The sequence below is a fragment of the Acinetobacter sp. YH12231 genome (genome assembly GCF_013417755.1).
GTDB classification, from domain to species: Bacteria; Pseudomonadota; Gammaproteobacteria; order Pseudomonadales; family Moraxellaceae; genus Acinetobacter; species Acinetobacter amyesii.
Window position 1 is genome coordinate 118,017 of the sequence record NZ_VPDJ01000009.1, and the last position, 16,323, is coordinate 134,339.

The following is a 16,323-nucleotide window of genomic DNA, read 5'->3' on the forward strand; positions in this document are numbered from 1 at the left end:
AATGGCTACGTTATAAACAATAGAGGTGACTTAAGCCACCTCTATTTTGTAAGTCACGATACCGTGCTTTAAACCTGATTCAGGCTTTAAATCAGTATTTCACCGTATAACTTAAACCGTAGGTACGACCTTGAGCCGCTAGGCTAGAAATTGGGCCATAGACAGTTTCAACCGACTGGCTGTATACCGATTTATAATCCGTATTCCACACGTTGTAGACACCAAAGCCCACATTACCCGGTCCTACTTTTGCATTGGCAATCACGTCCATCGTTGCAAAGCCTTTAATTGCCGCTGCTGGAGCAGATCCATATTTCACAGCGTCTTTTTGGGCTTTGTCTGTACCGCCAATCGCTAAAGCTTGAACACGTAGGCTCATGTCATTATCAAATTGCCATTCTGAAAATGCTGTTCCTTTTAAAGGTGCTACACGAATAGCATCCAACTCTTGCCAGTCACCTTGGGTATTTTTAAATTGGCCCGTGGTATATGCAACTGTGCCCCCAACCGTCCAATTTGGTTGAACTTGATAACTGGCATTGGCTTCGACACCATAGATACGTTCATCGGTATCAATAACATCAATGGTGTAATTCGGCGCACCAAATTTCAGGCTTTTATCTGAGTCATTATAAAAAGCTGTCACTCCTGCATTTAAACCACCGGCATTTTGTACACGCCAACCGAGTTCATAGTTATTGACTTTAATCGGGTCAATGGTTTGGCTATTAATCACAGAATTTGCTGGCACATCACGCAGCATACGTTGCACATCGGGCAAGTTTGAACCTTGTGAGAAATTGGCAAACACTTGCTGTGCATCAGTTAAGTGATACACCGCGCCAACATTAAACAGCGTTGCATCATGTTTTACATTGCCGCCATTCAGTGTTTTCGCCACATAGCCTGGGGTTAAATCTGCAGTAATGGCTTCCATATAAGGCACAGATGAATCGACATCGCTTTCTACACGTTCATGGCGAATGCCAGCTTGTAAGCCAAGTTGGTCGGTTAATTCATATTGCGCTTGGGCAAATACGCCAAGTTTTTCTGTTTCAACATCTGGGCCAAAGGCATAGTAGTTAAACGGCTGATAACTCAGACCATTACTTTGAATAAATGTAGCACTGTCATACATCTGGATATTTTGTTGATCTTTTTCATTTTCATAGTCCACACCATAGGTTAGCCCCAGTTCACGACCATTTAAGTTAAGATCTTTTTGTAGAGCAACACGTGCGCCTAACACATCAATATCGGTTTCTGACTGATACACCAAGAAGAGCTCAGGTGCCATTTGACGTGCAGATGGGAACCAACGCGCCTTTTCATTTCGATAATATGTTTCAGCGTTTAGACGATGCCCTAAAATATCCTGATTTTCATATTGTGCATTGACGCTATAACGTTCAGTTTGTGGTTGTTCAGCAAGTTGTAAGCCTTTTACCGCATTTAATGACAACGGCAGCTTGCCACCCACGGGCTGTGAGCGCAGCGCATTTAAATTTGGACCATAGTCAGGGCCATAGTCACTATCTTGCTCATCATTATAATATTGCGCGCCAAAACTCAGCGTTTGACCATCGGCAATTTTCCAACTGACACGACCATTTAGATCTAAAGTGTCGGTATCTTGACGGTCTGTTTGTGCAATTTCAGGTCCAATACGGTTGCCATGACTATCTTGTATTTCACCACGTTTGGTATAGCTTGCACCTAAAGTTCCGCGTAAATTGCCTTGATTAAAGTTCATGGTTTGTGCAGCTTCATAAGCCAGAGCATCAGACTTAAAGTTATTACCAGAAGTAACACCGACTTTCGTTTCAAAACTCAGCGGTTCAGATCCACCTCGTTTGGTGATGATATTGATAATACCGCCTGTCGCACCTGAACCATAAATACTACTTGCGCCAGAGACCACTTCAATTCGTTCAATCATCGACGGGCTAATACTCGCCAGTTGTCGAGATCCATCACGATATCCCGTTTGCGGCACACCATCGATCATGTATTGCACCACACGTCCACGCATGGTCATCCCATAGTTAGACGTTGTACCACTCGATGGAGTCAGTGATGGCACCAATAAACCAACAATATCAGCTGTGCTTTTACCTGCATTGGCTTGTTTTTCAATTTCTTCTTTAGGAATGCTGTACACCGTACCCGCAATATCTGCAATGCTTTTCGCAGAACGAGTTGCCGTCACAACAATCGGTGCCATTTTAGTAGCTACTGCAGTTTGTGTTTCAACTGCAGTATTTTGTGCTGTGTCCGTTGTGACGTCTTGTGCATAAAGCTGAGTGCAAATTGCAAGGCTGAGACACGTCAGTTGCATCGGTAGAGCTAAACGTTTCATATTCTTTTCCATTTCTTAGAGTTCCGATTGAGTCGGAAGTGTTTGAGTTTTAAAATTTTGTGTTTTTAAAACAATGCGCTGACTAATTAAGACGCTGATTACTGAGCCAATTGCCAATACCAAGTAAAAATGTCCATAGCCTAATGATTTTGCGAGAAAGCCTGAAAATGCACCGCTAATGAAGTAAACGAGCAATTCAAAGCACACTAATATGGTGAAATCGGTACCCGCCTGTTCTTTAGAACTGGTCTGCATGAAATAGGCATAGAGTGATGTCATGGCGATATAACGAATGGCTAGCATCAACACGACAAATAGACCTAAAAGCAGATGCCATTGATTCAACCACTCCAATACAACGGCTGCCCCAATGACGGCATATAGCAATGTACGTAACCATCCTGCCCAGACCAACAATTGCGTCGCTTTGATTTTTTTCAGCAATACAGCTGCACTAACAGCTGCAATCAGACCGACACCGGCACCGACCACAGACATCAACACCCCGATCTGAGACAGTGACCATTTTTGATCGATCAACATGGGATTCAGCATTGCCATAGCGGGTGCTTCCACCACGCGATAACAAACGATGAGCAGCAAGGCCCAACGAATCGCAGGTCGTTTAAACGCTTGTCGTAGGCTTGGTTTGGCTTTGGCAATTTGAGTTTGTGGTTCTTCTTGAATAAAAAACACAGCAAACATGGTTAAAAATGTCAGCAGCGCTAAAGTTGTGAGCGCTGACTGCCAACCCCAATATTGGTAAATCCATAAAGTTGCAGTGCCACCAAGCATGCTACCGACGGCCACCCCAATGCTCTGTGCCATACTGCCCAGACGGTAATTGCCTTCGGTAAATTTCTCTACGGTATAACCATCAATCGCAATATCTTGCGTTGCCGCAAACGTTGAAATCCATAAACCAACAATGACAAATAAAGTCAGCCCATAAGAAAACTGCGTAAAGGCTAAAACCAGTACCCCCAGTACCAATGCGATTTGCGTAAACAACAGCCATGTTTTACGTTTACCGAGTTTTTTGACATAGAGCTGATCGATCCAAGGCGCCCAAAAAAACTTGAATGCCCATGGAATATAAAGCAGCGATAACATGCCGATCCAGCGTAAATCTACCCCTTGATGTCGTAAAATGGCAGGCAAAGCCACATTGTAAAAATACAAAGGCAATGCATGTGCTAAGTACAAAATAATCACGACGCTCAAACTCAGGACTGAAATTTGAGATGGTGAAATTGCATGATTTAATTTTCTTGAGTGTTGTTGCATATCCACCTCTGCACTGCCCATTGCAGCGCATCAGACTGTTCTAATGAAACGTAATAAGGCACACGCCACGCTGCATGCAGCGCGGGTGTATTTAAACGTTTGAAGTCATCTGGATCTTGCGCAATACGCACCAGACCCAAACAATATTGAAAAAAGAGATGTTTAAACTTCTTGTACCAAACGGCCTGTATTTGCCGATATTCTTCAGGAAAAGTCGTTCCCTCAGCCGTTTGCATAACCAAAACAAAGGGCTGACTTTTCAGAAAAAAGCGCTCAACTTGAGTCAACCATTGTTCAAACTCTTCCACTGAAACATGCGCTGAAAAGCGCATGTCCAGTATGTGCATGTGGGTGCAGCGATAACTCATGACACCGCCTTAGCTAGTTGCTGATGCTGAAATGCCTTGGAGTCGTTTAAGTAATGACCAAATTTTGAATAAAATGTTTCTCTAAAGCAGTAATACAACATGGCGGTCTTTTCAGGCATTGGGATTAGGCGCTGCGCTTCATAGCACATGTCTTCAACTACGACGGCATAAGGCTTCACACTATGATCAGGCTCTCCCACAATCTTGGCTGATGCAGCATTTTCAAAGATATAAAAACTCAATAAACGCATGACGGGACGTAAATAGCCTTTACCAAAAACGGACTTTTCACCAAATAACAAATGCCAACCTAGATCAAGCTCATCACCGTCGTAGTACAAACCTAATCGATCCCGTTTTCCTTCGTAGATCTCTGTGTAGCCCACATCTTCACCATTTACCCCCACAATCAAAATTCGGTGATGATCATCTGTCAGCATTTTTTCGTAATACACTTTTAGTTCAGTTTCTGACCTATTGAGCTGCCACTGTGGAATAACATGCGGTTCATGCATCCATTTATGAACCAAAGCCATATCTTCTGGATATTGCATTTGTCGTAAGTAGTATTGCGTCTCATTCTCATGGTATTCATAAAAATCAGGTAGTTGTCGTGATAACGTTGTCATGATGTCGTCCTTTAAATTTGTTTAATCTTTTCTGTTCTTAGCTCAAAAATCTGTTTATGACGCAATACGATTAGTTGTCGTTTTCTGTTCGGCGGTATGCTGTTGTTTCGCCCACTGATTTAAAGTGCTTGGACTCACAGGGTTTGCAATAGGATCTAAAAATACAGGTACTGGTCGTTCTGCTTCGTCGTTATAACTGGTAGTAAACAGTCGAACACGGTTCAGACAAATTTTCTCGAAACGTGGACGGAACATACTGAATTTTTCAATACGATCTGCCAATTCAGGATGTGCCTGATGAAATTCGTCAATCACGGTGGAGATGGTTTGCCAAAACTCAAGTTCTGTATGCTGTGGATAATCTTCAAGGAAGACATTAGAGATATAGCGGTAATGCACCATGAACAAACCTGTAAAGATAAAGTGACTAAGTTCTTCAGCAGGATGGCGCAGTAAAATTTGCCCTTCAGTTGGTAAATTTTCGAGTTCAGGAAAATCTTCATCAACTAAATTGACATCATCAATAAAGTCCTTCAGCACCATTTTTTTCGGTAAGCCATTTTCATGGATCAACATGGTGTTTTCACCGTGGGGAGAAAAAGCCAAACCATATTTGTATAAACAAATCAGTAGCGGTGTTACACAAACTTCAGCAAAACGTTTCAGCCATTGCAAAGGGGTCAAACCTGAAGCCTCAATCAACACGGATAAAATAGACCGACCATTTATGTCTCGATGCAACAATGCTGCTTGGGAAAGTGCTAACTGGTGTTCACCAATACATGGCTCGACACTTTCACGCCATAAACAACCAAACAATTCTTTAAATTGGTAAGGCGCACCGTCTATCTGATCAAAACATGGCTGTTGCAAAGTTAAACTTGCAACTTCACCCAAAAATGCTACCTGTGTTTTTTGCAGGTCTACATCATGATGTTGAATGTCCTTCAGCCAAGCGGTCACCGCAGGTGCAGCTAAATTTCGTTTTGAAGGCAAACCTCGATATACCGCCGTATTAAAGATACTGACAGGTAACTTTACATAATGACGTTCAGGATGACTGGTATTGCATAAAGTACGAATTGATTGCATTGGCGCATAGTCATCTTGTCCAATGTCCAGCTCTACAATGCGCTGATCGACGATTTCATTGGCATAGGTCGGGATTAACCACTGATGCCATTGCCATGCATGTACAGGAATAAAGAAATACTCAGCAGCATTTAAGGCGTTGTCCGCCAATTGCTGTTGAAAATCGTGTAATTGCGCAGAATTCAATTCATGGCGATATAAGCTTTTCGCATACCAAGCCTCGGTCGAACGAAACTCAGCTAAATCACGATGAACAGCTAACCACAGAACTTTGACCGTTGGAGAAATCTCTGGTGCTGAGCTTAAATAATCATCATAGCCAAAGCCCATACGCCCCTTACTCATAATGAGCCATGGGTGTCCACGTAACATGCCTTCAATTTGATAGTGTGGCGCTGACAGCACAGCCTGACTCAGCAATCTTTGCTCATCAAAAACATGTGCTTCAGCCAACCATGTATTGTTCATTTCTTTAATCAAATAGGCCTTGGTAAAAGGTTTCACTTCAGCTTGATTTGAAAAGGCACGAATAAATTCATGTAGATTCCATGCGGGCTGTGCTGTCGAATCACCTAAATCTCGAACACTCCCTTCAACTATACGCCAATGCCCAAGCAGAAACTGAGTCGCTTCAAATTGATACGTTTTATCATCCAGATTGAGTTGCCAAGTGTTATTTTCCACTGGCTGAATTTGAATAATTTCTTCATATAAAAATTCAGCAATCGCCATTTCAATCAGTCTTTGCCCTGCACGGCGCCACTGCGTTTGATTTATCTGTAATTTTGCAAATGTCATTATAATTTCTCGAGTTTAACCGCATTCTGTTCTTGCTTATTCGGCATTGTTGTATTGCGGCTCATTGCATAGTTGGCAATGGTTTTTTTTACGGAAAATGGTCTTTGGATATTGGTTGGCGCTGATTTCTTTACAATGCCCATACTGTGCATTTCAGCATTTTCACTGGGTGAAAAATGTTGGAAACTTTGCGCTTGATCACCTAAATCGTATAAGTCAAAACCCAATAATTGATTGGCAATGATCGCTGCACGGTGAGCACCCAACCCTAAATCAGGAGTCCCGACACCGTGACTGTGCATTTCCTGATTTTGAACAAAGATCTCCCCAACAGCGTCATGCTGTACGCGGTAGTCCTGACTGATTTTCCAGCGACCGAATTCATCACATTGAATCAGTGGTTTTAGATATTTGAGATATTGCCACTCTGGACTGTGATATCCCGTTGAAGCCACAACAAAGTCGGCATCCAGATAGAATTGTTCTGCCGTGACTTTATGCTGAAACTGCAAACGGATGCCCGCGCCATGCGGCTCGGCAGCAACCAAACCCACCTGAGCATGTAAATGCGTCTGTTGAATATTTTGACCAATACTCCGGTGATATAGTTTTTGATAAATATCACGGATGGTTTTTGCACTGATGCCCTTATATAACAGGCCTTGTTGCTTCAATAGTTCGGCTTTATTTTCTGGGCTCAGTTGATAAAAATGCGCAGTATAATCAGGACTAAAATGCTCCAATCCAAGTGGTGCATATTCCATCGGGAAAAACCCACTCGAGCGTGTCAGCCAATGTAACTTAAACTGCGCTGTTGTAGTCTGATCCTGCAAATATTGACGATCAAACAGATCCATAAAGACTTCGGCCGAAGACTGGCCTGATCCCAGTACAACCACATTACCTTTCAAATGATTTAACTCTGCATTGCAATAATTTGCAGAATGTAAGCAGCGCTCAGGATATTGCTGCTGTATGTCTTTTAGACACTGTGGTAAATGCGGAACATTCCCCGAACCAATGACCAAATTTCGGCATTGATAACGTCTAAAACGTCCATCTTGTTCAACCATGACTTCAAAGCCTTGCTCTTGGGCATAAATGGCTTTTACGGTTGATTGATATTGAATATGCTCTAGTTGGTCTGCAACCCATTGACAATAATGGTTATATTCACGTCTAGGAATCTGAGCTTGTTCTAAAAAATAGAATTTGTATAAACGCTGCTGCGCCTTTAAGTAATTTAAAAAACTAAAAGGACTGGTTGGATCGACCATGGAAACCAGATCGGCCATAAACGGCACTTGCAGTACTGTATTGGGCAATTGCATACCCGCATGCCAGTCGAACTGTGGTTTCTTTTCAAAAAATTGATACTGCAAATGATTTTGCTTATGTAGCAAACTCGCCAAACTAAGGTTAAATGGCCCTAAGCCTATCCCAATAAAATCAAGCATATTGCACATCCTTCTGTTCCACACATAAAGGATTTGGCAACTGTACATAAACCGATTGCTGATCGACTGGGGCAATCAATTCATCCAGCTCATACAAGCGCGTCAACAGATTACCCTTATACGGCAAGGTCGGCTGATACAGTAATGAATGAATCAATGAACTTTCTGGATATGCCCGATGTAAGTCCAACAGTTCATTTTGCAATATCGATATCAACACTTGCTCTGTGACATATCCAGTTGCACCAATTGCATTGATAATGCCGAATAAAGTATTACCAAAGAAATAATAGCTAAAGCGCTCATCGACAAAGGCTTTGGAACCCACGGCATGCGCTTTTTCTTGCAACTCTGGAAATGCGCTTAAGACCTCACCTGCAAGTTCTTCGATATAGTAAAAGCCTTGATTGTCACGCAGCCATAGATATTTAGGCATTGCATGTTCAAGCTCAAGTAAGACATTTTGCTGATGTGATTCAAAAGCCATTCCGTATTGATGGTACATATACATCAGTGGTTTCAGACTAATTGCCAAAAATTGTTTAAACCAATTGATCGCAATGGCGCTTTGATCAAGTTCAGGTTGTTGTTTTGCGATTTGTTCAAATAAGGCATTAAAACGGTTTTTGGGCTGTGCAGGATGATCTTGGCACAATGATGCAATACAACTCACCTGCTGCTTTTCACTGAAAGGCTGATCACGGAAAATACAAATAGTTTCATTGACTATTTCATCATCTATACTCAATGCCATCCAAGCAGGATCATTCACCGCTTTGAGCGTTGGGCATTGCTGTAAAATACGCTCACCAAGACTTGAATGCCAAAGTCGATGGGTCATTTCACCACGGTGGCATTCTTTGGCAAGATTGACTCGGATTGAATTGGTGATCATTACAGATAGTGACGGTTTTAACATCCACGGCGCTGCAAAACTTGCCATGGTGCGTACCGAAGTTGTTGGGGAAAATGCCCAACCTTTCTCGCCAAAATCGATAATTTTTAATTTGGTTTTTAAGTTTTTAAACCATGTTTTTGACTGTAAATAACGTGCTTGCCAAGGATGCAAAGGCAATAACTTATAATGCGAATAAGCATTCAGTAGCGCTTGATCTGTTTCTGATAAATGCCATTGCAATTCGCTTTTCAATTGCGCTGATACAGCTTGATCTAAAGCTGAACCTTCTTGAATATATTCTGGAGCTACCAACCAATAATGCAGTTGGCTTAGACCTTTGGCTTCTGGCGAATACCTTTCCCAATCTTCATGCACAAAACCGACCCGACTTTTCGGTGCAGGATGCATGCTGTGCCCTAAAATTAAAGCTTGTTCCGATTCAATGAAACTTTGTTCCGCTTGGACCAAAGCCTCAAAATCATGTTCACGTAGTGTCAAAAATTGAATAAGCGCTTCACGACTTTCGATCCAACGCTCTAATAATGATGAAGCATCCAGTGTATGACCTGACTCTTGTACGAGCTGTTCAAGCAATAAATTCGCGATCGCGGTGATACTAAATGACAGTTTCTGTCCTTTATTAAAAACGTATGGGAGATCTGCAAGACGATGTCTACCAACAAGGCTGACATAAGATAGTGGTACAAATAACTGTGATTGAATGCAATCTAAAGGGATGCATAACAACGTCAAGCCTTGGCTAAACGTCAATTGTGATGAATTCTGTTGATACTTTTCCAGCAAAATACCTTTACCGGTTTCTTGTGAGTATGCATTGACAAGATGCTGCATCGCCAAGCGATTAGCAAGCTCTTTCATCTGACCATATCCTCTATTTTTAAGCTTTTCCAAGCTTTGTCATGTAATTATGTTTCTTTAACTGTGCAAGTCATGCTTAGTACGCTGGCCAGCATGAAACCATGTTAATGATAATCATTATTGTTAATAATTGCATTTTTGTGAAGATTTGCTACAGGATTGCAAATTTGGTCTTATCTCTATGTATTTAAAAATTAATTTTTTTGATATGAACTTTTCTGTTTTTATTTATACAATTTTCTGAAATGGAACTAAATGATAATTTTCTCATTTAGCATAGAACAAATGAATCGAATTGCTTATTTTTTAGCCAAATTATCACATTGTGCAACTTAAACTAAAAACCCATGTCTTTTACATGGGTTTTTATATTCTGCTTTGAACCAAGCTTTTATTTAAATCAAAGAACGAAATGTGCAGTTAAATTTTAATCATTGAAGACTTTACTGGCATCATACTGATCATGCATCTTTATTGACTATAAGCATGCATTTCATAACAAACACCTACTGATTTCTGATCCATATCTTCTATTCAGACTGGCTATACAGCATGAATGATGAATATGTACTCAAACGATTTGGTTGAAATCAATCAATTGATTTAACAACCCAATCCAAAAACTTGTGCTTATCAAAAAAGTCTGGCGCAGCATTCGCAAATACACTTTTTTCTCTGTTGTTAAATATTCCTTTGTAATAAAAAGACCTATCTGCGGTAAATTTTGACTCATCCCCTTCATGTAATTCTTTAAAGAAAATCGATAACTGCATAAATCGACTTTTAGACGCTAAACCATGTTTTTCTAATACAAAATTATAGATTTGCTCAATAATCGCTTTAGTATTTGAATAAGGCATTTTGTTGTCTCTTTATTAGATCGCTCTTTCAAATTACAGCTTTTAAATTAAAATACAACTGTTTTAGTCGGATTTTAAATACCTATTTTTTATAGGTATTTTTACATTTAAATATAATTAAGCACTATTAATGAATGAGCCTCTAAACATGAAGTTTTACTAAATTCTACTTCTGCAACTTCATGGATTTTCGTTATTCAAAGCTAAAAATAAACCCACATTTGGCGAGCATTTTGTACTAACTGAATTAAGACAATTTCGTCCACTATTACAGAAACATCTTAGATACCCTGATCTAGGTCTAATTCTCAATTTGCACTTCTAACTTTGCTTTAATACTATTCACCTAAGCACTTAAAAAAGCATATAAGCGGATCCAAGAAACATTACATATGAAATTTAACTTCAGTTTTGATATAGCCCTCTTTACAACAATATTTACTATTTACTTATTTGTTTGCGGTTACTTTTACTACGATGGTTTAATCAGCTACTACGGATTTAATCAAGTTTCACTTGGCATATCTATTCAAGACTATCTAATGTATGGATGGGTAAACGGTATGTCAGGGCTAGTAGTAGGCTTCTTAATACTTTTACTCGCTGCTTTGGTACATACTGTCTACCAAAATAATTTATATGAAGTGATGATAAAATTTATATTTGTCTTTATTACATTTATCCTTCTCTTTATTTTCAACCTGATTTTTAAAAGGATCTTAGTAAAATTGTGGCAAATTTTACTAACTATTTTTATCTATACCATTAATAGCAAAATACAAAAACCTTTATCAATTGTAGGCTTATTTTGGATTTCTCTTGGGCAATTTACGCTCAATATCATAAAACCTGCAGCTAAAGACGCCATTGATTCATCAGAGAAATTTCATAATTTTGAAGTCATAGAACACAGTGAAAAAATTGATAAAATTGTTCAAAGTGGTGGAATTTACTATGCATATTTAGTTGGTTTTTATATTTTATTTTTCACATTTACTTTTTATGTTATTAGTATTGGTAAAGATGCCCGTAAAGAAGCTGAAAATGAATTTAATAGCACAAAACATAATCAAATTATCATTGACGATGCCCTCATTACTGATTGGCTCGAAGCTAAAAAACTAACTATTACATATCCAGCTAAAGCTAAAGTTATCCATTGTGGCACGCAAAAATGTCTAATTGCCCTGCATACATCAAATTTAAAAGATGCGAATGGGCTCACTTTAAATACAAAACAAAACTACTTAATAAAGCTTGTAAACACTGAAAGTTATGTTGAATTAAAATAAAGTTATCTCTCGTGATTTTGTGCATAATTAATAAACTTGCACCTGAAATATTATGCAGAAAAATAAGTATCGAACATTTAATCAACACCCCAGACAGCAGCTGAAAATCTAATAGTAAAAGTTGTAATTATCATCAACCAAAATTTTTCGGCTGTTCCGAGATAACTAAATTTTCGCTTAAAAGAGAAGATGAGTTGTGATTATATTCCTAAGCATCTCTTCCGTACACTTGATGCATCATCGAACCACAAAGCCGCTCTATGCGGCTTTTGTTATTTTATAGATTTTGAAGTGGAAGGTATTCCCTCTAAATTCACTTAAATTTAAGTAGTCAAAAACCACATTTAATCATCAATCACATCAGCAAAGTTTGCACCCAAAACTTTTGCTAAATCTTCGGGTTTTAAACCAATATCCAAACCACGCTTACCACCACTGACATAGATTTTAGCTAAGTTCTGTGCGGAAGCATCGATCACAGTTTTTAAGCGTTTTTTCTGTCCAACTGGACTAATACCACCAACCAAATAACCAGTTAAACGCTCTGCATCTTTTGGATCGGCCATTTTGAGTTTTTTACAGCCAAATGCTGTGGCCACTTTTTTCAAATTCAGCTGATATTCCACTGGCAATACGGCAACAAAGTAATTTTTATCGTCCGTAACCATCAATGTTTTAAATACTTCATCGACCGTTAAGCCTAGTTTTTCCGCAGCTTCTAAACCAAAACTTTTTGCTTCTGGGTCATGATCATATTCATGAATGGTAAAGTCGATTTTATTAGATTTTAAGAGTTTACATGCAGGTGTCATTGCTTTTTCGTCATTCCATTCGGACAACTAGGAAAACTCGATTATAAGCCTATTCTAGAAAGACTGGCGAAGACTTTTATATTTTTCATGAACATGGCTTGTGCAATAAGTTCGAGTTGAATACATTTAAACAAAGCAAAAATTTCAAAAAAAGATGACAACACTGATTCAAGACCTCATCCAATTATTATCTGTAGTGCCCAAAGAGCAGGGCTACTTTTTAGCACAAAGTAAACCACTGTTTGGTGACCATATTTTTGGTGGACAATTACTTGCTCAGAGCATAGTCAGTGCATCCTATACCTGTACACTCCCACTCCACTCTTTACATGCCAACTTTACTTCTGCGGGTCATGCAAATCATCCCGTATTATTTAAAGTCGAAAATTTACGTGATAGCCATAGTTTTTCTACACGACAAGTGACCGCCATACAGCATGGCAAACCAATATATATGGTGATGTTGTCCTATATGAAAAACGAAATGGGTATGGAGTATCAAATACCTGAACCAGATTTGATCCAACAATTTCCACCAAGTAGCCTCAAAGAGGAGCAATTCTATAAAGCGCAAATCCAATCATCTATTTCACCTGAATATCTATCCACATTTTTACAGCCTTTTCAGCTTATATCTAAACCAATTGAATACGTGCTGACAGATTTGCCACCGTCCGGTCAAGCTTCTGTCTTAAATCAAAATCAATATGCAGAATATTTAAAACTCCATGATGCCTTAGATGCCCAATTTGACCAACTTCATATACATCAGGCCATTGCAGCATACTATTCAGACTATAATTTATATTCTGCGGCGCTCAAAACACATGGTTTAAATTATCTGTCTCCTGAACTCATCGCAACCAGCCTTGATCATTCGATGTATTTTCATCATACCTTTCGGGTGGATGATTGGATTTTCTATGACATGAATACCACTCGAACCTCGCAATCACGTGGGCTTAGTCATGGGCAAATGTGGCAAGATGGAAAATTAGTCGCAAGCACCACACAAGAAAATTTAATGCGTTATACAGGCGAATCGTCAGCCTTGTGACAATCTTTAACATTCAAATTCTTGTTAAGTTAAGCATCAATCGTATAAAATTCATGCAAATCATACCGCTATAACAATAATATGCCTTCGATCTACCAGCTTAAGCCTGCATTTCAAAACCTGCTTCGACCTTTGGTTAAATCACTTCATCATCTTGGTATTACAGCAAATCAAGTAACACTACTGGCAATGTTCATTTCGCTAGCTGTGGCATTTTTTATTTATATCTATTTTTCTCACAACGGTATTGGCATTTTACTGTTGATTTTCCCCGTGTGGATGCTTATTCGAATGGGCTTCAATGCCATAGATGGCATGCTGGCACGTGAGTTCAACCAACAATCCAAACTCGGTGCTTTTTATAATGAATTATGTGATGTGATTTCCGACTCAGCACTCTATTTTAGTTTAATTTGTTTTGCTTTTATTCAAGCTGAATTACTTATTTTAACCTGTTTTCTCGCCATACTTGCCGAATATACCGGTGTGATGGCGCCATTAGTGGGGCAAGAACGTCGTTACGATGGTCCAATGGGAAAAAGTGACCGCGCTTTTGTATTTAGCATCATCTGCGTCATCATCGTGACCTCTTCTATATTGAATGTTGGCTTAAATACATTGTCTCTTATCTGCAATAGTATTTTGATTATTACCATCTTTTTATTATTTATTACGATTTATAACCGCATTAAAAATAGCATTATCAACCCACAATAAATTTCAGTTTAGATCGTCAGTCGATTCATTATTTTGAGAACAACACAATGTATAACAATACTCAGCATACCTTTACGAGCCATGATGGAACATCCTTGTTTTATCAACATTGGGAAAATAGCAGTTTAAAAAGCAACCGTAAGAAAAAAGCGGTGATCTTATTTCATCGTGGCCATGAACATTCGGGACGAATGGCGCATTTGGTCAATGAATTGAATTTGCCTGATTTTGATTTTTTCGCTTGGGATGCGCGAGGTCACGGTAATACTCCTGGTGAACGAGGAGATGCACCGAGCTTTTCTGCATGCGTTCAAGACATTCAATATTTTGTTCAGCATATAGAACAAAATTACCAAATTCGATCAGAAAATATAGCAATTGTAGCTCAAAGCGTTGGCGCTGTTTTAGCCGCGACATGGGTGCATGATTATGCCCCTAAAATTCGTGCTTTATGCCTTGCCTCGCCTGCATTTGACATCAAACTCTATGTGCCTTTTGCAAAACCCGGCTTAACACTCCTCAACAAATTCGCCGGCAACTTTTTTATCAATAGTTATGTCAAAGCCAAAATGTTGACGCACGATACTGCACGTGCGCAAAGTTATGACACTGACCCGCAGATCGCTCGGGCCATATCGGTCCGTATGCTGCTGGGTCTATATGCAGCCTCAGATCGAATCGTTAAAGATGCACAAAATATTTTCGTTCCTACACAGGTTTTATGTTCAGGATCTGACTTCGTGGTGCATCAAAAACCGCAATTGGCGTTTTATCAAAAACTTCCTCATCCAATGAAGGAATTTCACGTCTTAGATGGTTTTTATCATGATACTTTGGGTGAAAAACATCGCAAAATCGCCACAGATAAAATCCATCGCTTTATTCAACAATGTTTTAAACAACCCTATTCCGCACCTAAACTTTTAGATGCCGATAAAATTGGCCCGAGCTGTGCTGTAGCAGAAACCTTAAGTTCAACGCTTCCAAAGCATTCTTTAAAACATGCATTTTGGAGCTTAACCAAACAAAATCTTAAAATTGGTAGTCTCTTTTCCAAGGGTTTAAAAATTGGTGAAGAGACAGGATATGACTCCGGCAGTACCTTAGATTTTGTCTACAGAGATAAATCAGAAAGCCAAAATGCACTGGGTAAAATCATCGATCGACAATATTTAAATGCGATTGGTTGGCGTGGTATTCGCGTTAGAAAACAAAATATTGAAGCGCTATTAACGAAATATGCTTCTAAGTTACATGATGACCAACACGCGGTACGGATTATGGATATTGCTGCAGGCCATGGCCGATATATTTTAGATGCTGTACAAAAACTGCCTGAGCAGCCTGAATCCATCCTGCTTAGAGACTATAGCTCGATCAATGTACAAGCAGGTCAAGCAATGATTGAGCAAAGAGGTTTAAGCCAGATTGCCAATTTTGTAGAAGCGGATGCCTTTGATGCCACTTCATTAGCCAGTGTTGAACCTAAACCCACTCTAGCCGTGGTCTCAGGTTTATACGAATTATTTAGTGATAATGATTTACTCAGACAGTCCTTATCCGGCTTATGTCAGGCCATTGAGAAAGATGGGTATCTCATCTACACAGGTCAAATTTGGCATCCGCAACAAGAGTTTATTGCCCGTGCTCTGACCTCACATCGCCAAGGAGATGCATGGGTGATGCGTTTACGCTCACAAGCAGAAATGGATGCATTAGTTGAGCAAGCTGGTTTCAAAAAAATCGATCAAGTTATTGATGAGTTTGGTATTTTCACCGTTTCCGTTGCACAAAAAATTTAAGCTTGGACGGTCAATC

Annotated in this window: 13 protein-coding genes; 4 read left to right on the forward strand and 9 right to left on the reverse strand. The window is 39.5% G+C overall.

Features of this window, described 5'->3' with window-relative positions; all coding sequences use genetic code 11:
- Positions 1-91: 91 nt before the first annotated feature.
- The 8 genes from FTV11_RS07025 to FTV11_RS07060 form a co-directional block, all read right to left on the reverse strand.
- Positions 92-2,359 (reverse strand): TonB-dependent receptor, encoded by a 2,268-nt coding sequence (locus tag FTV11_RS07025; RefSeq protein WP_180073639.1) that lies wholly within the window; start codon positions 2,357-2,359, stop codon positions 92-94.
- A 15-nt stretch (positions 2,360-2,374) separates the two neighbouring features.
- Positions 2,375-3,646 carry an MFS transporter gene (locus FTV11_RS07030; RefSeq protein ID WP_257223200.1) on the reverse strand — a complete coding sequence of 424 codons (1,272 nt, stop codon included), beginning with the start codon at positions 3,644-3,646 and terminating at the stop codon, positions 2,375-2,377.
- Positions 3,622-4,014 (reverse strand): hypothetical protein, encoded by a 393-nt coding sequence (locus FTV11_RS07035; RefSeq protein ID WP_078190999.1) that lies wholly within the window; start codon positions 4,012-4,014, stop codon positions 3,622-3,624. Before FTV11_RS07035 ends, FTV11_RS07030 begins: the two co-directional genes overlap by 25 nt.
- Positions 4,011-4,643 carry a GNAT family N-acetyltransferase gene (locus FTV11_RS07040; protein ID WP_180073641.1) on the reverse strand — a complete coding sequence of 211 codons (633 nt, stop codon included), beginning with the start codon at positions 4,641-4,643 and terminating at the stop codon, positions 4,011-4,013. Before FTV11_RS07040 ends, FTV11_RS07035 begins: the two co-directional genes overlap by 4 nt.
- A 54-nt stretch (positions 4,644-4,697) precedes the next feature.
- Positions 4,698-6,533: an IucA/IucC family siderophore biosynthesis protein gene (locus FTV11_RS07045; RefSeq protein ID WP_180007861.1), complete on the reverse strand. Its 1,836-nt coding sequence runs from the start codon at positions 6,531-6,533 to the stop codon at positions 4,698-4,700.
- A complete protein-coding gene (locus FTV11_RS07050; protein ID WP_180073642.1) occupies positions 6,533-7,990 on the reverse strand; it encodes a lysine N(6)-hydroxylase/L-ornithine N(5)-oxygenase family protein in 1,458 nt (485 codons plus the stop codon). Before FTV11_RS07050 ends, FTV11_RS07045 begins: the two co-directional genes overlap by 1 nt.
- Positions 7,983-9,767 (reverse strand): IucA/IucC family siderophore biosynthesis protein, encoded by a 1,785-nt coding sequence (locus tag FTV11_RS07055; RefSeq protein ID WP_180007863.1) that lies wholly within the window; start codon positions 9,765-9,767, stop codon positions 7,983-7,985. The genes FTV11_RS07050 and FTV11_RS07055 overlap by 8 nt, the downstream gene beginning before the upstream one ends.
- A gap of 590 nt (positions 9,768-10,357) precedes the next feature.
- Positions 10,358-10,627, reverse strand: a complete 270-nt coding sequence (locus tag FTV11_RS07060) for a hypothetical protein (RefSeq protein WP_168378663.1) — start codon at positions 10,625-10,627, stop codon at positions 10,358-10,360.
- A gap of 392 nt (positions 10,628-11,019) precedes the next feature.
- Between FTV11_RS07060 and FTV11_RS07065 the strand changes: the two genes are divergently transcribed.
- Entirely contained in the window at positions 11,020-11,919 is a 900-nt protein-coding gene (locus FTV11_RS07065; protein ID WP_180007864.1) for a hypothetical protein, read from the forward strand.
- A gap of 344 nt (positions 11,920-12,263) precedes the next feature.
- Here FTV11_RS07065 and ybaK read toward each other — a convergent pair whose 3' ends face one another.
- Entirely contained in the window at positions 12,264-12,731 is a 468-nt protein-coding gene (gene ybaK / locus FTV11_RS07070; RefSeq protein ID WP_180007875.1) for a Cys-tRNA(Pro) deacylase, read from the reverse strand.
- Positions 12,732-12,885: 154 nt separating this feature from the next.
- Here ybaK and FTV11_RS07075 point away from each other — a divergent pair, with 154 nt between their 5' ends.
- From FTV11_RS07075 to FTV11_RS07085, 3 genes are all read left to right on the forward strand, one after another.
- Positions 12,886-13,788, forward strand: a complete 903-nt coding sequence (locus tag FTV11_RS07075; protein WP_180007865.1) for an acyl-CoA thioesterase II — start codon at positions 12,886-12,888, stop codon at positions 13,786-13,788.
- A gap of 81 nt (positions 13,789-13,869) precedes the next feature.
- Entirely contained in the window at positions 13,870-14,505 is a 636-nt protein-coding gene (locus FTV11_RS07080) for a CDP-alcohol phosphatidyltransferase family protein (RefSeq protein WP_168378667.1), read from the forward strand.
- Positions 14,506-14,552: 47 nt separating this feature from the next.
- Entirely contained in the window at positions 14,553-16,307 is a 1,755-nt protein-coding gene (locus tag FTV11_RS07085) for a bifunctional alpha/beta hydrolase/class I SAM-dependent methyltransferase (RefSeq protein ID WP_180073643.1), read from the forward strand.
- Positions 16,308-16,323: the final 16 nt, after the last annotated feature.